At 62.8% G+C, this 17,318-nt stretch carries 23 protein-coding genes; 8 read left to right on the top strand and 15 right to left on the bottom strand.

The features are described from left to right. Nucleotides 1-28: 28 nt before the first annotated feature. The 4 genes from ACN0TK_RS04335 to lgt all read right to left on the bottom strand — a co-directional run bounded on the left by ACN0TK_RS04335 (nucleotide 29) and on the right by lgt (nucleotide 3,737). A complete protein-coding gene (locus ACN0TK_RS04335) occupies nucleotides 29-961 on the bottom strand; it encodes a ribose-phosphate pyrophosphokinase (protein ID WP_417308226.1) in 933 nt (310 codons plus the stop codon). A gap of 111 nt (nucleotides 962-1,072) precedes the next feature. Further along, nucleotides 1,073-1,843 (bottom strand): peptidoglycan editing factor PgeF, encoded by a 771-nt coding sequence (gene pgeF, locus ACN0TK_RS04330; protein WP_417308225.1) that lies wholly within the window; start codon nucleotides 1,841-1,843, stop codon nucleotides 1,073-1,075. After that, nucleotides 1,840-2,925, bottom strand: coding sequence for a class I SAM-dependent methyltransferase (locus ACN0TK_RS04325; protein ID WP_417308224.1), 1,086 nt, complete (start codon nucleotides 2,923-2,925; stop codon nucleotides 1,840-1,842). The genes pgeF and ACN0TK_RS04325 overlap by 4 nt, the downstream gene beginning before the upstream one ends. Then, complete coding sequence (lgt, locus tag ACN0TK_RS04320) at nucleotides 2,922-3,737, bottom strand: prolipoprotein diacylglyceryl transferase (protein ID WP_417308223.1); 816 nt, start codon at nucleotides 3,735-3,737, stop codon at nucleotides 2,922-2,924. The genes ACN0TK_RS04325 and lgt overlap by 4 nt, the downstream gene beginning before the upstream one ends. A 141-nt stretch (nucleotides 3,738-3,878) precedes the next feature. Between lgt and ACN0TK_RS04315 the strand changes: the two genes are divergently transcribed. The 4 genes from ACN0TK_RS04315 (at nucleotide 3,879) to proC (ending at nucleotide 6,485) form a co-directional block, all read left to right on the top strand. After that, the gene (locus tag ACN0TK_RS04315) at nucleotides 3,879-4,118 is read left to right on the top strand and encodes an accessory factor UbiK family protein (protein ID WP_417308222.1); all 240 of its coding nucleotides are present in this window, start codon (nucleotides 3,879-3,881) and stop codon (nucleotides 4,116-4,118) included. Then, nucleotides 4,115-4,828 carry a metallophosphoesterase family protein gene (locus ACN0TK_RS04310; protein WP_417308221.1) on the top strand — a complete coding sequence of 238 codons (714 nt, stop codon included), beginning with the start codon at nucleotides 4,115-4,117 and terminating at the stop codon, nucleotides 4,826-4,828. The genes ACN0TK_RS04315 and ACN0TK_RS04310 overlap by 4 nt, the downstream gene beginning before the upstream one ends. Nucleotides 4,829-5,169: 341 nt before the next feature. Beyond that, on the top strand, nucleotides 5,170-5,673 hold the full coding sequence (locus ACN0TK_RS04305; RefSeq protein ID WP_417308220.1) for a YbjN domain-containing protein: 504 nt from the start codon (nucleotides 5,170-5,172) through the stop codon (nucleotides 5,671-5,673). Continuing rightward, nucleotides 5,670-6,485 carry a pyrroline-5-carboxylate reductase gene (gene proC, locus ACN0TK_RS04300; protein WP_417308219.1) on the top strand — a complete coding sequence of 272 codons (816 nt, stop codon included), beginning with the start codon at nucleotides 5,670-5,672 and terminating at the stop codon, nucleotides 6,483-6,485. The genes ACN0TK_RS04305 and proC overlap by 4 nt, the downstream gene beginning before the upstream one ends. 6 nt (nucleotides 6,486-6,491) lie before the next feature. On the opposite strand, the gene ACN0TK_RS04295 is transcribed toward proC, so the two are convergent. After that, on the bottom strand, nucleotides 6,492-6,965 hold the full coding sequence (locus tag ACN0TK_RS04295) for a MarR family winged helix-turn-helix transcriptional regulator (RefSeq protein WP_417308218.1): 474 nt from the start codon (nucleotides 6,963-6,965) through the stop codon (nucleotides 6,492-6,494). Between the two features lie 192 nt (nucleotides 6,966-7,157). Here ACN0TK_RS04295 and ACN0TK_RS04290 point away from each other — a divergent pair, with 192 nt between their 5' ends. Further along, complete coding sequence (locus ACN0TK_RS04290; protein WP_417308217.1) at nucleotides 7,158-8,045, top strand: branched-chain amino acid aminotransferase; 888 nt, start codon at nucleotides 7,158-7,160, stop codon at nucleotides 8,043-8,045. Between the two features lie 64 nt (nucleotides 8,046-8,109). Here the strand turns inward: ACN0TK_RS04290 and ACN0TK_RS04285 are convergent, their stop codons facing one another. The 5 genes from ACN0TK_RS04285 to ACN0TK_RS04265 all read right to left on the bottom strand — a co-directional run bounded on the left by ACN0TK_RS04285 (nucleotide 8,110) and on the right by ACN0TK_RS04265 (nucleotide 11,139). Beyond that, nucleotides 8,110-8,607 carry a nucleoside deaminase gene (locus tag ACN0TK_RS04285; RefSeq protein ID WP_417308216.1) on the bottom strand — a complete coding sequence of 166 codons (498 nt, stop codon included), beginning with the start codon at nucleotides 8,605-8,607 and terminating at the stop codon, nucleotides 8,110-8,112. After that, complete coding sequence (locus ACN0TK_RS04280) at nucleotides 8,604-9,062, bottom strand: molybdenum cofactor biosynthesis protein MoaE (RefSeq protein WP_417308215.1); 459 nt, start codon at nucleotides 9,060-9,062, stop codon at nucleotides 8,604-8,606. Before ACN0TK_RS04280 ends, ACN0TK_RS04285 begins: the two co-directional genes overlap by 4 nt. 1 nt (nucleotide 9,063) lies before the next feature. Continuing rightward, on the bottom strand, nucleotides 9,064-9,315 hold the full coding sequence (moaD, locus tag ACN0TK_RS04275; RefSeq protein ID WP_417308214.1) for a molybdopterin converting factor subunit 1: 252 nt from the start codon (nucleotides 9,313-9,315) through the stop codon (nucleotides 9,064-9,066). Further along, nucleotides 9,312-9,881 carry a CDP-diacylglycerol--glycerol-3-phosphate 3-phosphatidyltransferase gene (pgsA, locus tag ACN0TK_RS04270; RefSeq protein WP_417308213.1) on the bottom strand — a complete coding sequence of 190 codons (570 nt, stop codon included), beginning with the start codon at nucleotides 9,879-9,881 and terminating at the stop codon, nucleotides 9,312-9,314. The genes moaD and pgsA overlap by 4 nt, the downstream gene beginning before the upstream one ends. 181 nt (nucleotides 9,882-10,062) lie before the next feature. Then, nucleotides 10,063-11,139 (bottom strand): 3-deoxy-7-phosphoheptulonate synthase, encoded by a 1,077-nt coding sequence (locus tag ACN0TK_RS04265; RefSeq protein ID WP_417308212.1) that lies wholly within the window; start codon nucleotides 11,137-11,139, stop codon nucleotides 10,063-10,065. Between the two features lie 501 nt (nucleotides 11,140-11,640). Between ACN0TK_RS04265 and ACN0TK_RS04260 the strand changes: the two genes are divergently transcribed. Next, nucleotides 11,641-11,787, top strand: coding sequence for a DUF1127 domain-containing protein (locus ACN0TK_RS04260; protein ID WP_417308211.1), 147 nt, complete (start codon nucleotides 11,641-11,643; stop codon nucleotides 11,785-11,787). A 77-nt stretch (nucleotides 11,788-11,864) separates the two neighbouring features. On the opposite strand, the gene uvrC is transcribed toward ACN0TK_RS04260, so the two are convergent. Together uvrC and ACN0TK_RS04250 are read right to left on the bottom strand one after the other, a co-directional pair. After that, nucleotides 11,865-13,775 carry an excinuclease ABC subunit UvrC gene (gene uvrC, locus ACN0TK_RS04255; RefSeq protein WP_417308210.1) on the bottom strand — a complete coding sequence of 637 codons (1,911 nt, stop codon included), beginning with the start codon at nucleotides 13,773-13,775 and terminating at the stop codon, nucleotides 11,865-11,867. Further along, a complete protein-coding gene (locus ACN0TK_RS04250) occupies nucleotides 13,736-14,536 on the bottom strand; it encodes an SDR family oxidoreductase (protein ID WP_417308209.1) in 801 nt (266 codons plus the stop codon). The genes uvrC and ACN0TK_RS04250 overlap by 40 nt, the downstream gene beginning before the upstream one ends. Before the next feature lie 137 nt (nucleotides 14,537-14,673). Here ACN0TK_RS04250 and ACN0TK_RS04245 point away from each other — a divergent pair, with 137 nt between their 5' ends. Beyond that, a complete protein-coding gene (locus tag ACN0TK_RS04245) occupies nucleotides 14,674-15,615 on the top strand; it encodes a DMT family transporter (protein WP_417308208.1) in 942 nt (313 codons plus the stop codon). Nucleotides 15,616-15,617: 2 nt separating this feature from the next. On the opposite strand, the gene ACN0TK_RS04240 is transcribed toward ACN0TK_RS04245, so the two are convergent. Next, nucleotides 15,618-16,013, bottom strand: a complete 396-nt coding sequence (locus ACN0TK_RS04240) for a DUF2177 family protein (protein ID WP_417308207.1) — start codon at nucleotides 16,011-16,013, stop codon at nucleotides 15,618-15,620. Nucleotides 16,014-16,135: 122 nt separating this feature from the next. Between ACN0TK_RS04240 and ACN0TK_RS04235 the strand changes: the two genes are divergently transcribed. Then, the gene (locus tag ACN0TK_RS04235) at nucleotides 16,136-16,576 is read left to right on the top strand and encodes a hypothetical protein (RefSeq protein WP_417308206.1); all 441 of its coding nucleotides are present in this window, start codon (nucleotides 16,136-16,138) and stop codon (nucleotides 16,574-16,576) included. A gap of 2 nt (nucleotides 16,577-16,578) precedes the next feature. Here ACN0TK_RS04235 and ACN0TK_RS04230 read toward each other — a convergent pair whose 3' ends face one another. Further along, nucleotides 16,579-16,803, bottom strand: a complete 225-nt coding sequence (locus ACN0TK_RS04230; protein ID WP_417308205.1) for a hypothetical protein — start codon at nucleotides 16,801-16,803, stop codon at nucleotides 16,579-16,581. 83 nt (nucleotides 16,804-16,886) lie between these two features. Next, nucleotides 16,887-17,318: SH3 domain-containing protein (locus ACN0TK_RS04225; RefSeq protein ID WP_417308204.1), on the bottom strand; the 432-nt coding region annotated here is incomplete at its 5' end.

The following is a 17,318-nucleotide window of genomic DNA, read 5'->3' as shown; positions in this document are numbered from 1 at the left end:
CAAAGCGCCGGGTTCTGCACCCCCTCGATCAGCTGAGCAGGCTGGAGACGCTCTGTTCGCTGGCGGTGCGGGCGATGGCTTCGCCCAGCAGCGGGGCGATGGACACCGTGCGAATGTTGCCGGCAGCCTTGGTTGCCTCGGTCTCGACGATCGAGTCGGTGATCACCAGTTCCTTGAGCTTGCTGGAGGCGATGCGTTCTGCAGCGCCCTCGGACAACACCCCGTGGGTGATGTAGGCGCTGACCTCGGTGGCACCCGCGGCGAGAAGCGCTTCGGCCGCGTTCACCAAGGTGCCACCGGAATCGACGATATCGTCGATGAGGATGCAGGCATGCCCAGCCACGTCGCCGATGATGTTCATCACTTCGGACACACCGGCGCGCGGACGGCGCTTATCGACGATCGCAAGATCGGCGCCGATGCGCTGGGCCGTGGCCCGCGCCCGCGCCACACCGCCCACGTCGGGCGAAACGATCATCAGGTTGCCGTTGGAATAGTTCTTGCGAATGTCACGCACCATGACGGGCGCGCCATAGAGATTGTCCGTGGGGATGTCGAAGAACCCCTGGATCTGGGCGGCGTGCAGGTCGAGTGTCACGACACGGTTGACGCCGGCCTCGGTGATCAGGTTGGCAACAAGCTTGGCCGATATGGGTGTGCGGGATGCGGATTTGCGATCCTGCCGAGCGTAGCCGAAATATGGAACAACGGCCGTGATGCGACGGGCCGACGAGCGGCGCAGCGCATCCGACAGGATGAGCAGCTCCATCAGGTTGTCATTGGCCGGATAGGAGGTCGACTGAAGGATGAAGACGTCCTCGCCGCGAACGTTCTCATGGATCTCGACGAAGATTTCCTTGTCGTTGAACCGCTTGACCGTGCAGTCGGTCAGGGGAATCTCAAGGTAGCTCGCGACGGCCTCGGCCAGCGCGGGGTTTGAATTACCGGTGACGAGTTTCACGAGCGTTATCCGAGTGGGCCGGGGACATGGGGCTGGCGTGTATGGGCGGGTCTTAACTTGCCATCACCGGCCGCGCAATGCGCCACATGACGATCAGGTGAAGGAATTCTGTCAGGCGAGGCCGATGACGCTGAACTGCCGTCCCGTCAAAGTGCCGCGATGCGTCGCGAAACGGTGCGAGAAATAGGCCTTGGGCGCGGCATAGGTGCAGATATCGAGATCATCGACGAGGCCGACATCCGCAGCCATCAATTGGTCGAAGACGAAGCCGGGAAGATCGAAATGCTCGCGATCCGAGCCCTCTGGGATCCAGAGCCGGTTCGCGGCGTCGGGGTGAAGTTTGAGCAGGTTGCGGGCGAACTCGGGGCCGACCTCGTAGTTGGCGCCAGAAATGGTCGGGCCGATGGCAGCGATGATCCGCTCCGGCCTGGCGCCGAGGGCCACCATGGCATCGACCGTAGCAGTGGCGATGCCATCTATGGCGCCCTTCCAGCCCGCGTGGCAGGCGCCGATGACTCGTGCCTCGGCATCGGCCAGAAGGACCGGCGTGCAGTCTGCCGTCGAGATAGCGAGGGCGATGCCGGGCGTATTGGAGACCATGCCATCTGCTTGCGGCCGATGGGCGCCCAGCGGCCCAGTGATGTGCAGCACGTCGGCCGAGTGAACCTGATGAATGGCTGCGAGGTTATCGAGCGAAAAGCCAAGCACACCAGCGATTTGCTCGCGATTGTTCGCAACATGAATCGGCTTGTCGTCGGACAGTTCCGAGATGTTAAGCGAGGCGTAGTCACCGGTCGAACTACCGCCGCGCCGGCCGAAGAAGCCGTGGCGGATGCCGTCCAGCCGGTCCAGCGGCCGGCTTGTCGCGAATTCGATGCTCATGAGCCAAATCCGATCGGTTCAAGGCTGTCCGGGTGTGCGCAGAAGACCTTGAACAGCGTACCCATTTCCGCAGGATCTGTCAGGCGCTTCAACGCGGCGGCAATCGAGTCGAGCTGGTCGGGATTGGCGCGGGCGAGCGCCGAGGCGCGCTCGACAATGCCGAGATCTCCCAGAAAATCACGCTGTGTCGCCAGTGGCGCAACGCTCAGACCGCCCGCCTCAGCGGCCTTGCGCAGAGCACCGAAGTCGACATGGGCCGACAGGTCTGCAGCGCCAGGATCGACGAGTGGGTCGGCGAAGCCGTGCTTGCGCACGGCCTGCAGCGTCTCGCCAGTCTGGCTCGTCTCATAGCCATAGTCGACGGCCAGCAGGGCGCCGCCCTGGTTGGCGATCCGCTGCGAGAGCTGGGCGACGATGAGGGCCGACTGGCGGTTGTCCTCGAAGACCTCGCCGGTCTGTGCCGAGTGCACCTCGGGGGGCATGTTCTCGAAAGGGATCGGTGTCGGCGACAGGCCCCAGGTCAGCGCATTGTCGGGGTCGATGCCGATCTGGCGCTCGTGCCAGCCGTCGTCCCTGCGGACATACTGGTTGATCGGCAAAGCGTCGAAGAACTCGTTGGCGACGACGAACAGCGGGTCATCCTCGGAGACCTCGGTGATGCTCTCGTTCCAGTACGGATGGTATGTGCCGAGGCGTTCGGCCTGCTGCGCGCGCAGGTCCGGGTTCGACTCGAACAGGTGCAGGTGCAGTGCATCGTGAAAGCCTTCGGCGCGCGCCGTGACCCGGAGCATGTCGGACATCAGCGTGCCGCGGCCAGGTCCCAACTCTAACAGGGTGAAGCTTTGTGGCTCGCCCGCCTGCTGCCACAGGTTGACGATGAAGAACCCCAGCAGCTCGCCGAACATCTGGCTGATCTCGGGCGCGGTGGTGAAATCGCCGCGGGCGCCGAGCGGATCGCCGGAGGTGTAATAGCCGTGGCGGCGATGGCCGAGCGCCAGGGTCATGTATTGCCAGACAGGCATCGGGCCCGACTGGCGAATTTCAGAGCGGATGATCTCGTCGAGCGAGCGGTCCTCGGTCATGCAAGTTGGCTCCGGCGGAGAGAGTAGAAAACAAGGCCTATGCCGGCGATGAGGATCGGCAGGCTCAGCACCATGCCCATGGTCAGCCAACCACCGTAGAGATAGCCGATCTGCACGTCAGGGAGGCGGTAGAACTCGACAAAAATGCGGCTGAGCGCATAGCCGATCCCGAACAGGCCGGCGACGAGTCCAGGACGGCGCAGGGCTTTGAAGACATGGGTGGCGACAGCGATCAGGACGAAGAGGGCGATGCCTTCGAGTGCTGCCTCATAGAGCTGGGTCGGATGGCGCGGAATGCCATCGCCAGCGGTCGGGAACACGACCCCCCAGGGCAGGTCGGTGGGCGCGCCATAGAGTTCGCCGTTCACGAAATTGGAGATGCGGCCGAGAAACAGCCCGATGGTGCCGATGGCGCCGAGCAGGTCGAAAGACGACAGGACATTGCCTCCCAAGTGCCGGGTAAACAGCGCCATCGCCAGCATGATGCCGAGCATGCCGCCGTGATAGCTCATGCCGCCATCCCACAGGGCAAATATCTCCAGCGGATGCGCAGCGTAGTAGGGTAGGTTGTAGAACAGCACGTAGCCAATGCGGCCGCCAAGGACGATGCCGATCACTGCCCAGAAGGCGAAATCCCAGATTGCACCGGGGGCGAAGGGTGGGCGGTCGTCGTGCCACAGCTTCGGCCGGCTGAGCAGCAGATGGCCATAGGCGGCCCCGAGCCCGACCCCCGCGAGATAGGCCAGAGCATACCAACGAACGGCAAATGGACCGATGGCGAAAGCGATCGGGTCGATATCGGGAAAGGGCAAGTCGCTTGCTCCGGCTGGGTGCGTGACGTTTTAGGCATCGGCTGGCTCTGGTCAAGGCGGACTGGTGGGCCTAAGTATCGGCGAAACGAGCGATGCGGCAGCGGACGCGAGAGAGGATTTGCGATGAGCCAGGGCAACAGAATGTTCGATGAGCTGGGCAAGCTGATGAACAACGCGGCGGGCGTTGCGGACGGCGTGCGGCGGGAAATTGAGACGGTGGTGAAGTCGCAGCTCGAGCGGTTGATCGCCGATATGGACCTCGTCAAGCGCGAGGATTACGACGCGCTGCGCGAGCTGGTCCAGGCACAGAGCCTCGAGATCAAGGCACTTCAGGACGAAATGGCCGATCTCAAGCCGAAGTCTGGCAAGGCTGCCGAGTGAAGCTGGCCGTCCTTTCCGACGTCCACGGCAATCTGCATGCGCTCGATGCCGTGCTCGAGGATATTGCCGGGCAGGGCGTCGATCAGACTGTCGCGCTCGGCGACTTCCTGAGCGGACCCTATGATCCGGCCGGTGTTGCCGATCGGCTCATGGCGCTGGATCTGCAGTCCGTGCGTGGCAATCACGATCGGTTCATCGTCAACGGCCGCAAGGACGATTGGGAGATCGACGTGTTGGCGCGGAACGCGCTCAGTGCGGCGCAGAAGGACTGGCTGGCCGGCATCCCGGCGACGGGGCGTGTCGGCGACGTCTTTCTCTGTCACGGCACCCCCTCAAGCGACATGGTGCTGTGGCTCACCGGCATCGATGACGACGGCAAAGCCTTTTATCGCTCGCAGGAAAGCATCACGCGTGAAGCCGAGGGAGTCGAGGCAGAGGTGCTGCTGTGCGGCCACACGCATATTGCGCGCAGCCTGCGGCTCGGTGATGGCCGGCTTGTGGTCAATCCCGGCAGTGTCGGCATGCCATTGGCCATCGGTTCTCCGGCGGCTCACTACGCGATCATCGAGAAAATGACACATGGCTGGCGGTCCAGCCTGATCGCGGTGCCTTATGACAACGAAGCGGCTGCGCACCAGGCGCTCGATCACGGCTATCCGACCTGGGCCGACTCAGTGCGTAGCGGCTGGTCCTTGCCCTGGGCGCTCTGAGCGCCCTCATCTGCTTCACAATTCCCGCTGACTCATCCCGCGTGACCAATATGTCGCGGTCAGGGTGCTCAGCTGCAGTTGTCCCAATATTGCGCAGCCAAGACTGGGGACAGACTCGCGAACTTAAGAAGCTGTTAACCCTTCCGGCCAAATCATCCACAAAAGAAAGCCTTGGATGCGCTCGGCAGTGTGGTGCCGAGAATCGTGCCGCCCGGATAGGTTGATCCAACAGGACGATTCGTAGGCGCTTCGCATGCGGCAGTTCTTTCGAGTACCGCGTATTGGTCGCATTTGACGGCCTGGCCCTTTTCATTCGTATCGCCCAGTGGGACACGCAGCCAATGGCACAGCTTCTCGAATATGAACCGGATCGCACGATCCATCCGGTGGATATCATCGAGCATATTGCATCTATCAACGACTGGAACTTTGAGCGGCAAGACGCCGACGAAATTTCAATTTCGGTTCGGGGGCACTGGTCGGACTATCATGTCTCGTTCAACTGGATGGAAGATCTCGAATCCTTGCACATCGCAGCCGCTTTCGACCTAAAAGTGCCCGATGCGCGGCGCAACGAGATCAAGCTGCTGATCAGCATGATCAACGAGCAGTTGTGGATCGGCCATTTCGACATGTGGACGCATGAAGGGGTGGTGCTGTTCCGCAATTCGCATCTGCTGACCGGTGGTGCGGAAGTGTCGCCGCAACAGTGCGAGGCGCTGCTGCGCTCGGCTACGGACAGCTGCGATTCCTACTATCAGGCGTTCCAGTTCGTGATATGGGCCGGCAAGAGCGCTGGGGAAGCGCTCGGTCAGGTGATGTTCGAGACAGTAGGCGAAGCTTGAAACTCTCAGATATTGGGCCCGTTGTTCTGGTCGGCGCCGGCAAGATGGGTCTGGCGCTGGCCAAGGGCTGGATCGCCGGCGGGCTGCCGCCCGAGCGTCTGGTGCTATGCGATCCGAACCCCGGCGAGCCAGCGCTTCAGTTTGCCGTTAAGCATGGTGTGCAACTGCTCGATTCGCCGCTGGGCGTCCTGACCCATGTGCTGGTGCTCGCGGTCAAACCGCAGGTAATCTACGACGTCATGGTCGATATCAAGCCCGCCGTAGGGCCGCATACGCTGGTGCTGTCGGTTGCGGCCGGCATTCCGCTGGTGGGTTTGTCTGAAGGCCTGATGACCGATCGCGTCGTACGGACCATGCCGAATACGCCGGCGCAGCTCGGCAAGGGCATGATCGGGGCGGTTGGTCTCGATATCGGCGAGGATGATCGTGCGGTTGCCGATGCGCTGCTGAAGACCGGCGGCGATGTCATGTGGTTCGAGGACGAAGCAGCACTCGACGCCGTCACGGCGGTGTCCGGATCGGGCCCTGCCTATATTTTCCATTTCGTCGAGGCCTTGGCGGCGGCCGGAGCGCGGCAAGGTTTGGGTGCCGACGAAGCCATGCGGCTCGCCCGGGGGACCATCATCGGTGCTGCGGCCTTGCTGGAGGCAGATTCGAGCCCTGCGGCGCAATTGCGCGAAAACGTCACCTCGCCCAATGGGACGACAGCGGCAGCTCTGGCTGTGTTGATGGGGCCGGGCGGGCTGGAGCCGCTGCTCGACAAGGCCGTTGAAGCGGCGCGGCGCCGCTCAGAAGAACTCGGCAAGGTCTGAGCCAGTTCAGACGCGCTCGGTGAGTTTCAACCGATCGAGCAGAGGGCGATCTTCCGGCTCGATCATTCCCACGAAGAACTGCAGCACGGTCTGGCGCGCATTTGCCGGCAGGGCGGCGAAAGCGGCATCGATGCGGCTCGTCTGTGTCGCCGAAAGCACCTGGAAGAGCTCGCGTCCCTTGTGCGTGGCGTACAGCAGACGCTGGCGTCGGTCGGACTTGCCGGTGCGCTGCTCGACATAGCCGCTGTCGATGAGCTGGCGCAGCACGCGAGCGAGGCTCTGCTTGGTGATCTTCAGAATATCCAGCAGATCTGCCACCGGCATGCCCGGCTTGAGATTGACGAAATAGAGCACTCGGTGATGCGCGCGGCCAAAGCCCTGGCGTTCGAGCAGGGAATCCGCGTCGCCGACGAAGTCGCGATAGGCGAAAAAGAACAGCCCCATCACGTCGAGCGGCAGTCCGGATTCGACGGCAGCCAAATTTATGTCAGCCTTGTTGACATTTATCTGGGTCGGTGCCATCATCATCCAATCGAAGAATGCCTTTCCGCCTTATCCCAGAGCCATTCCGGTTTGCCAAGGGCTACCGGCTGAGGCAGGATTGCGCTCAAGAATAACATGGCGAATAACGCGACCGGTACAGGCCGCATGCGACGAGTGGGAGATATTCCGATGGCACTGCCGATGGACCAGCGCGACGGCTGGATCTGGTTCGATGGCGAAATGGTCCCGTGGAAGGACGCCAAGCTGCACGTGCTGACGCACGGACTGCACTATGCAACCAGTGTGTTCGAGGGTCAGCGGGCCTATGGCGGCGAAGTGTTCAAGTTGCGCGAGCATACGGATCGGTTGATCCGCAGCGGCAAGACGCTGGATTTCACCATTCCCTTCAGCGCGGACGAGATCGATGAAGCCTGCCGGCAGGTGCTGGCAAAGAACGATCTCGTCGACGCATATATGCGTCCTGTTGCGTGGCGCGGTTCGGAAGAGCTTTCGGTGCCGGCGCGCAACAATACCGTTCACCTCGCCATCGCAGCCTGGGTCTGGCCGAGCTACTTCTCGGTCGAGGAAAAGCTCAAGGGCATCCGGCTGGAATGGAGCAAGTGGAAGCGTCCCAGCCCGGAGACCATTCCGTGCTCGGCCAAGGCCGCGGGTCTTTACATGATCTGCACGCTCTCCAAGGACGCGGCCATGGCGAACGGCTATTCCGATGCGCTGATGCTGGATTACCGCGGCTTGGTTGCCGAGGCGACGGGCGCCAATGTGTTCTTCGTCAAGGGCGACGAAATCCACACGCCGATCCCGGACTGCATCCTCAATGGTATCACCCGTCAGACGCTGATCGGGCTCGCCAAGGAGCGCGGCTACAAGGTGATCGAACGCTACATCAAGCCGGAAGAGCTGTCGGATTTCGACGAGTGCTTCCTGACTGGCACAGCCGCCGAAGTGACACCGGTGAGCGAGATCGGCGAGTATCGCTTCAAGCCGGCAGCTGCCTGCACGGCCTTGATCAATGCCTATACCGAAGCGGTGACGCCCAAGAAGGTCGCAGCCGAGTAAGTTTCGCGGCTAAGAAAAACCTGCAACGCCTCGCCCGACCGGCGGGGCGTTTTCGTCTTCGCGCTCAGTCTTTGGTGAGGCCGTAGCCGCCATCTTTGGCGCGGCGCGCGTGCAACTCGCGGATGCGATCGGCGAGCGTAAGGTCGGGGCCGTCGGCATCGGGATTGACGAGGACGTCGGTTATGGCGAGGCGGCGGACCGATTGCGGACCGGCGCCGAATTCGCCGAGCCATTGACCAAACTGTTCAGAAGAGCTGGCATAGACGATGCGACCAAGCCCGACCCAGCCGTGGGCGGCGGCGCACATTGGGCAGTGTTCTCCCGAGGTATAGACGGTGGCCTTGGCGCGCTGTTCCGGGGTCAGATTGGCCGCGGCCCACTGCGCAATGGCGAATTCGGGATGGCGGGTGCTGTCGCCGCTGCCGATGCGGTTGTGATCCTCGAACAGGACGTCGCCGTCGGCAGAGACAAGTACAGAGCCGAACGGGTCATGGCCGAGCTCAAGCCCCGTCTCGGCGAGGTCGACGGCGCGGACCAGGTGTGTGTGATCGGTGGCGTTCATGGGTGTTCCTTGTTCCAGCGGTCCCGGGCGTCGTCGTCGCTGCGCTTGGCGTCGACCCAGCGCGCACCGGTGGCGGTCTGCTCCTTCTTCCAGAAGGGGGCATCGGTCTTAAGATAATCCATCAGGAATTCTGCCCCCTCGAAGGCGGCGCGACGGTGTGGCGCGAGAGTCATGACCTGCACGATGGGCTCGCCGGGCGCGAGTGTGCCGTGCCGGTGAATGACGCTGGCCTTGATCAGCCCGAAGCGAACAACGGCCTCGGCAATGGCGGCGTCAATCTGGGTCTCTGCCAGCAGGGGATAGGTCTCGAGGAAGAGGCCGGTGATGGGATCATCGGGGTGCGAGCGCACCAAGCCGGTAAAAGTTACCGCTGCGCCGGCACCGGCATTCTCCGCGATGAAGCGGTTGGTTTCGAGTCCTGGATCGAACAGCGCGGTGCCGAGACGAACGGACATGCTAGCCGCCGGTCATCGGGGGGAAGAGGGCGACGACCTTCGCACTGCCGATCTCGGCGCTGTGCGGCACGATCGTGGTATCAAGCGCAGCCTTGATTAATTCCGGCTTTTGCATTGCGAGGTCAGCGGCTTCGTCGCGAGACTTGAGCCAGTGAATCAGGTCGCCGATGGTGACGACCTCCGCGGGCAGGTCGACATCTTCCTCGTCGCGATTCAGCCGCTCGCGCAGCCAGGCGAAGTATTTGATCTTCATAGCTCGGGGCCTGCAAGGTGCGGCCAGGTCGAACGCAGATATTCCCAGCCGGTCCAGACGGTCAGGATCGCCGCGAGCCAGAGCGCAACGTGGCTGATGAAGGCCAGGCCGAGCAGCATGGGGGCGGCCATCACCAGTGCCAGTGCGACGAGCTGCACGGTGGTCTTCCATTTGGCGAGACGGGTCACCGGCACATCGATTGCGCGGCCCCCCAGATACTCGCGGAGACCGGGGATGAAGATTTCGCGCATAAGGATGGCGATGGCCGGAATCAGGTCCCAGCCGTTGAGGTCATGTGTCCAGGCCAGCGTGACCAGCAGAGCGCCGACGAGCAGCTTGTCGGCAATCGGGTCGAGCATCTTGCCGAGGGCGGAGTTGAGATGCATGCGGCGGGCGAGAAAGCCATCGAGCCAGTCGGTAATTGCCGCCGCGATGTAGAGCAGCAGGGCGAGCCAGCGCAGCCAGTCCCAGTCGATGACGACAAGCAGGCAGATCACCGGGATGGCCACAATGCGACCGATGGTGAGCTGGTTCGGGAGCATCAGAAATGGCGGAGGCACTTGCATGGTTCGAGCCAATCCTATGATGGCGGTAGGGTCAAGGCGCGGTCGGCGTAGGACCGCGACGTGTTGCTGCGATCCATGGAAGATGTGCCGCCAATAGCAAGCGAAAATCTCGCTCGGAGCCGCGACAGGTGAAATTTTGCAACGCTCGGGCGCCCGGCAGGTAAGCTGCCGGGCGCAGTGATCAGGCGACGAGCTGACCTGTCGCGACACGGCGATCGCGAACGGCTTGCGCCAGTTCGTCGAGAACGGTGACGGTGGTCTCCCAGTCGATGCAGCCGTCGGTGATCGACTGGCCATAGACGAGGTCATGGCCCGCGACGAGATCCTGCCGCCCGGCCACAAGATTGGACTCGGCCATGACGCCGAAGATGCGGCGATCGCCGGCGGCGATCTGACCGGCGACATCGCGGAGCACCAGCGGCTGGTTTTCGGGGCGTTTGGACGAGTTGGCATGGCTGGCGTCAACCATGATGGCCGGGCGGATGCCGGCTTTCTCGGCGGCTTTGCAGGCAGTGTCGACGCTCTCGGCGTCGTAATTGGTGGCCTGGCTCCCGCCACGCAGAATGATGTGGCAATCGGCGTTGCCGGTGGTCTTGGCGATGGCCGAGCGGCCCGACTTGGTGACGGCGAGGAAATGATGCGGCTGGCTGGCCGACTTCACCGCGTCGAGGGCGATTTTCACATTGCCATCGGTGCCGTTCTTGAAGCCGACGGGGGAGGACAGGCCGCTCGCCAACTCCCGGTGCACCTGACTCTCGGTGGTGCGCGCGCCGATGGCGCCCCAGGCGACGAGATCGGCGAAATACTGCGGCGTCGTCATGTCGAGGAATTCGCAGCCCGCCGGGAGGTCCATGTTGTTGACCTCGAGAAGCAGGGACCGCGCGAGGCGCAGGCCGTTGTCGATGTCGAAGGTGCCATCGAGATTGGGGTCGTTGATCAGGCCCTTCCAGCCGACAGTGGTGCGCGGCTTCTCGAAATAAACGCGCATGATGATCAGCAGGTCGTCGGTCAGGCGGGTGCGCTCTGCCGCGAGGCGGCGGGCATATTCGAGGGCGGCCTGTGGATCGTGGATGGAGCAGGGGCCCACGACGACGGCGAGGCGATCGTCCTGGCCGGACATGATATTGTGCAACTCGTGCCGGGCGCTGAGCACGGTGTGGGTCGCCGGGTCGGTGCGCGGGTATTCGCGGATGACCTCTTCGGGAGTCCGCAATTCGCGCAGTTCGGTGATGCGCAGGTCGTCGGTGGATTTGAGCATGGTCGTCGGTCCTCATCTGGGTCACCGGCGACGAAAAAGCCGCCAGGTGGTCTGGCGGCTTTTCGGGTCGTTTCGCTTGTTCGTTCAGATCAAACGGGTCCCTCCGGCTGCCAGCGGCTTCCGTTGCTAAAGTACCAATAGAAGGTGGCGGCGCGAAGGTTCATGGGCATTTCTTTACGCCAAGACGAGAACGGAGTCACGTCCGACGATTTCAATTGACGGGAAAATCTTGGCCAGCCAGCCGATCTGCATGTGGTGACGACCGCCCGATCACCTACCCAAAAGGCCCTAAGAGATCGGCGTTCTCTCTCGGCTTTGCGACTCGAGAAGTGCGAATCGCGCATGACTGTTTGCCCATCGATTCGGCAAATTGATTAACGAGAACCTAATGTCAGTTAATGCGGAATGCGTCTGGCGCATGGCTGCTACAAACATAGACTACTAGCTCTGTAGGGTATGGGTGGTTATAACACGCTCAACCAAGCCCTAGAGGAGTTACAAATGAACATTCGTCAGAAAATCACCCAGTACGTGAACTACCAGCGCACCGTGCGCGAGCTGCAGCAGCTCGATAGCATCCAGCTGCGCGATCTCGGCATCACCCGCGACCAGATCAAGACGGTTGCACGCGGTGGCTCGATCCTCTGATCGAACCCCATAGTGACTGAGATGAACGAAGGCGCCCGTGAGGCGCCTTTTGTTTGTCTGCGAGTCGGCGCGGCCGCTTATTTTCCGTTGAAATGATCGTAGATCTGCTGGGCCAAGGCGTCTGAGACGCCGGGCACGGCGGATAGATCGGCGAGGGCCGCGCGGCTGACCGCCTTGGCCGACCCGAAGCGCTGCAGCAGGTTGCGCTTGCGGGTGGGGCCGATGCCCTCGATCTCGTCGAGCGGATTGCTGACCATGTCCTTCTTGCGCTTGGCCCGGTGCGTGCCGATGGCGAAGCGGTGGGACTCGTCGCGCAGACGCTGCACGTAATAGAGCACCGGATCGCGGTGGGGCAGCATGAAGGCCTCGCGCCCGGCCATGAAGAACTTTTCCCGCCCGGCATCGCGTTCCTCGCCCTTGGCAATGCCGATGAAGGTCACCGGCCGCGGCAGGTCGAGTGCGTCGATGACCTCGCGCACGGCGCTGAGCTGGCCGGCGCCACCATCGATGAAGACCACATCGGGCCAGTCCGGCATGCCGGTTTGCTCGTCCTCTGCCTCGAGCGGCGACTCATTGGCCAGCCGGGTGAAGCGGCGCGTCAGCACTTCGCGCATCATGCCAAAGTCGTCGCCCGGGGTGAGTTCGGAATTCTTGATGTTGAACGTGCGGTAGTGCTTTTTCGACAGCCCTTCCTCGCCCGCGACGATCATGGCGCCGACCGCGTTGGTGCCCGAAATATGGGAGTTGTCATAGACTTCGATGCGGCGCGGCGGCTTGTCGAGCTGGAACAGCTTCGCGACGCCCTCGAGCAGGGTCTTCTGCGTGGCGCCCTCGGCGAGCTGGCGGCCCAATGCCTCGCGGGCGTTGTTGTGGGCATGGACCACGAGGTCCCGTTTCTCGCCGCGCTGCGGGGTCTGCACCCGCACCTTGTGGCCGGCACGACCGGCCAGAAACTCCGCCATGACCTCCGGTTCCGACAGCTCGTGCGACAGCAGCACCAGGCGAGGCGGCTGGCGATCCTCGTAAAACTGCGACAGGAAGGCCTCGAGCACTTCGGCTTCGGTCAGGTTGGCGTCGGCGCGTGGCCGGAAGGCATGGTTGCCCCAGTTCTGGAAGGCCCGGAAAAAGAAGACCTGCACGCAGAACTGGCCCGCTTCCTGATGGATGGCGAAGACGTCGGCTTCTTCCACGGTCTTTGCTGCGACATCGCCTGCCGACTGGATCAGCGCCAACGCGGACAGGCGGTCGCGGAGCAGGGCGGCGCGCTCGAAATCAAGTGCCTCGGCAGCCGAGTTCATGTCGGTGGCGAGGTGGTCCTGCACGGATTTCGATTTGCCGGAGAGGAACTGGCGGGCCTCTTCCACCAGTTCAGCATAGTCGGTCAGCGAGATTTCGCCGGTGCAGGGACCGGCGCAGCGCTTGATCTGGTGCAGCATGCACGGCCGGGTGCGGCCGCGATAAAAACTGTCCGAGCAGGTGCGGAGCAGGAAGGCCTTCTGCAGCGAGTTGATGGTGCGTTTGACCGCGACTGCAGAGGCGAAAGGACCGAAGTAGTGGCCCTTGGCCCGGCGCGAGCCACGATGCTTCTTGAGCTCGGGCGCCTCATGTTCTGTGGCGATGAGGATATAGGGAAAGCTCTTGTCGTCGCGCAGCAGCACGTTGTAGCGCGGGCGCAGACGCTTGATCAGATTGGCTTCGAGCAGCAGCGCTTCGGATTCGGTCTCGGTACGGACGAACTCCATGTTGCGGGTGGCCGCGATCATCCGCCGGATGCGGATGTCGAGCCCGTCGGGGCGCGTGTAATTGGTAACGCGCGCCTTCAGGTTGCGCGCCTTGCCGACATAGATGACCTCGCCCGCTTCATCGAACATGCGATAGACGCCCGGTGCAGTCGGCAGGGTTTTCACAAAATTGCGGATGACTTCGGCGCCATCCGGAGGCGAAGCGGTCATTGCTGCCTCGGGGTCGGGCCACGGCGTTCCGGCCATTCGAGATGCTCGCCGCCATCGAGGGCGATCATCTGGCCGGTCATGGTGTTGAGGCCCAGAATAGCCATGACGCCATCGGCGAGGCCTTCGGCACCAGCTGCGCCGCCGAGCGGCAGTTCGGCATTGCGCTTGTCGTGCGCCGCCTGCGACACCCCTGGCGGCGCGACGGCGGGGCCGGGGCCGATGGCATTGACGCGAATGCGGGGCGCCATCGATTGCGCCAGGGTGCGTGTCATGGTCCAGAGCACGGATTTCGACAGAGTGTAGCTGAAATGGGCCGGCGACAGGTCGAGCACGCGTTCATCGATGATGTTGACGATATTGCCGGCACTGCCATCGGGCAGTTGCGCGGCAAAGTCACGTGCCAGAAAAGCCGGAGCTTCGGCATGAACGGCGAAATGCGCGTCCCACAGGGCTTCGTCGAGATCGGTCGCGGCGTCCTTTGAAAACATCGAGGCGTTGTTGACCAGCAGCGTCAGCGGCCCGAAAGGACTGGCGGCGGCGGCGATCAGCCCACGCCGCTGATCGCGATCGGCGAGATCGGCCTGTACGCTGTCGGCCCTGCCACCTGCAGCGCGGATTTCGTCAGCCAGCGCATCGGCCTTGTCGCCGGAACTGCGGTAGTGGATCAGCACGGCCCAGCCTTCAGCCGCGAGGCGCCGTGCGATGGCCGCGCCGATACGATCGGCGGCGCCGGTGACGAGGGCGACACCGGGGGAGTTGTCCGACCGGCCGCTGGTATGGGGGTGTGTGTCTGTCATGAGTCGGCGTGAAAGATAGGGTTTTCCGGCGCGGTCTTCAATTTGGCAACTCGCTGTCTATCGGTCTCGGTGGATCACGATTATACGCGTTGCGACGTCAGCGGGGATTGGCGTCGGTATCGAAAGACCGCATCGCCATGAATGAACTGCTCAAACCGCGTCGCAATGCCGACAATGTGGCGATGGGGATCGGGCTGGCGCTGGTCGCGACCGTCATCTTTGGCGTGCAGGACGCGCTGGCGAAACTGATCGTGCAGGACTACTCGCCGTTTCAGCTGGCGATGATCCGCTACTGGGCGTTCGCGGCGTTCGCAATTGTCCTGGCGGCGCGGCAAGGGCCGCTCTTGGCAGGTTTTCGCTCGGCACATCCGCGGCTGCAGATTTTGCGTGGCGTGCTCCTGGTTGGCGACATCTGGTTTTTCGCTAATGCGCTGGTGAGCGTGCCGCTGGCCGAGCTGCAGGGCATCACGCTGGTCTATCCGCTGCTGACGACACTGCTGGCGATCCCGATTCTCGGCGAGAAAGTCGGGGTGTTCCGGCTCGGTGCAGTGGCACTGGGCTTTGCCGGTGCGCTGGTGATCGTGCGGCCGGGCGGGCTGCCACTCGACGCGGGGGTGCTGTATGCAATGCTGTCGGCGGCGCTGTATGCGCTCTACACGGTGCTGACGCGCAAGGTATCGGCGGAGGATTCGACCGCGACGAGCATGCTCTATGTCGGCATGGTCGGGCTGGTGCTGACCAGCGCCGTGGGCGTGTTCTTCTGGGCGCCGGTGCGGGTGGAGGACTGGTGGCTGATCGGTACCGTTGGTGTGACCTCGGTGGCGGCGCACGGCCTGATGATGGTGGCGCTCGGCAAGGCACCGGCCAGCGTCCTGCAGCCGTTCAACTACATGACGCTGCCCTGGGCCGTGCTGCTCAGCTATACGCTGTTCGGTCATCTGATCGACCCGGTGTCGCTGCTGGGTGCGCTGATCGTCGTCAGTGCGGGGCTGATCGTGATGGCACGGGAGCGGCGGCTGGCCCGCAAGGGGCGCAGCGCCGGTCCCAGCCTGTCAAAGACCGATGTTCCGCCGCACTGACCTCAGGCGAAGCGTGCCGCGATCCATACCGCGCCGGCCGAGGTGATGGCGGTGAGGAAAGTGCCCCAGGCCATGTCGATCATGGCGATGGTGGGGGTGAACCCCTTCATCGTCGACAGGTTGGTGAGGTCATAAGTGCCGTAGGCGACGAGACCGAAAAGTGCCCCCATCCACAGAGCCTTGAGAACATCGCCTTCGGCCGGGGCGGTAACGAGGGCGACGACGCCTACCAGATATACAAGGTAGAACCCTGCAGCGACGGCAAGGTTTGGCTGATCCAGAAGCAGATCGCCGATTTCTCTGCGGTAGATGCTCTTCACCGAAAGAGTCAGCCACAAAAAGTCGATGGCAAAAAAGATCACCGCGCCTGCGACGTAAAGAATGAGATATCTGGTCATATGCTGTGTCCCCAAGTGCCGCTGCGAATGCCCGGCTTCCCCTACAACGCAGCATGCCTTGAAATGGCAAGCGTGCGGACACATTTCCTGATCACAATTGTTTCTCGGAAGGGACGTGGCACATGATCATCCTGCTCGAGATTGCGCTTGTCATCGGTCTGGTGGCGCTGGTGGGCAATTTTCTGCTGCGCGGACGGCGCGAAGCCGAGCGCGAGGATGTGCTGGCGCGCCGGGTCGAGGCCTATATGCAGACGATCCGTCGAGAAGGCACAAATGCTGACCTGGTCGCGATGAGCGATCTGGAACTGCGGGACCTGCTGATGTCGAGCGCCCGCAACCTCAAGGTTCAGTCCGACCGCAAATGGCTGCTGCTGATGGCCGGCGGTATGGCGTGTTTTTTCGCTGCCATCATGGTGGCGACTGCAGAGGGGACGCGTGGTTTCGGACTGGCGCTACTTGCCGGTGCAGTGGTGCTATACGGCATCAATGAGTTCGCTGGCCGGAGAATCCGCGAGCCGCTGATTGCGCGCGGGATCGATACAGAGCGTTTGCGGGTCGAGTAGCGCTAAAAGCGGAAGATCCGGCCCGCAACGAAGATGACGCAGCCGACGCCGATCAGCATAAGCGGCACAATCACAAGAATGGACAGCAGGGTGGGGTCGATATGGCCGCTGCCGGAGCTGCCCTGCCACTCGCTGAGCCCGAACCGCTCAAGAAAAATCGTTCCCAAGCCAAGCGTCACGAGCGTGCCTGCAATCTTGGTCGATCTGGCGTTGGGTCTGGGCTTCATGACGTCGGATCCGAATGGCGTGCGCCGCCTAGATACGCACGCCATTCATGCTGGGCAAGAGCGCCGGGGTTAGTCTGGCATCGTTACTCGAAACACAGACGCGCGTTGTTGGAGCCGAAGCAGACCGACGGATCGCTGTAGCGATAGCCGGTGAAGGGCAGTCGCGGTCCGCGGTAGCGGTTGTAGCGGGGGTAGTCGCGTTCATAGCGATCATATCGATCGTACCGGTCATAGTGATCGTAACGATCTGCCACGGGGCCCCGGCTCAGGTAGGTCGCGGACGCCCAGCCGTCGGGGCCGGCCTTGTTCACGAAGCACCAGCTGCCACGGCAATATTCGATATTGACCGGTTCACCCGGGCGCAGGGTATCAACGACCCGATATCCCGTGCCGGGACCGGAGCGTACGTTCAGCGAGGTGGTGGAATAGGCAGGTGCGGCGCTGGCGGCGACTGTACCAATGCACAGGGCGGTCACGGCGCCGGCGAGCGGGGCAAGTTTTCGCATGATAGACAT

Source organism: Devosia sp. (genome assembly GCF_048261455.1).
Taxonomy (GTDB): Bacteria; Pseudomonadota; Alphaproteobacteria; order Rhizobiales; family Devosiaceae; genus Devosia_A.
The sequence above is the reverse complement of the archived record's forward strand: the minus strand, read 5'-3'. Positions and strand labels throughout refer to the sequence as shown.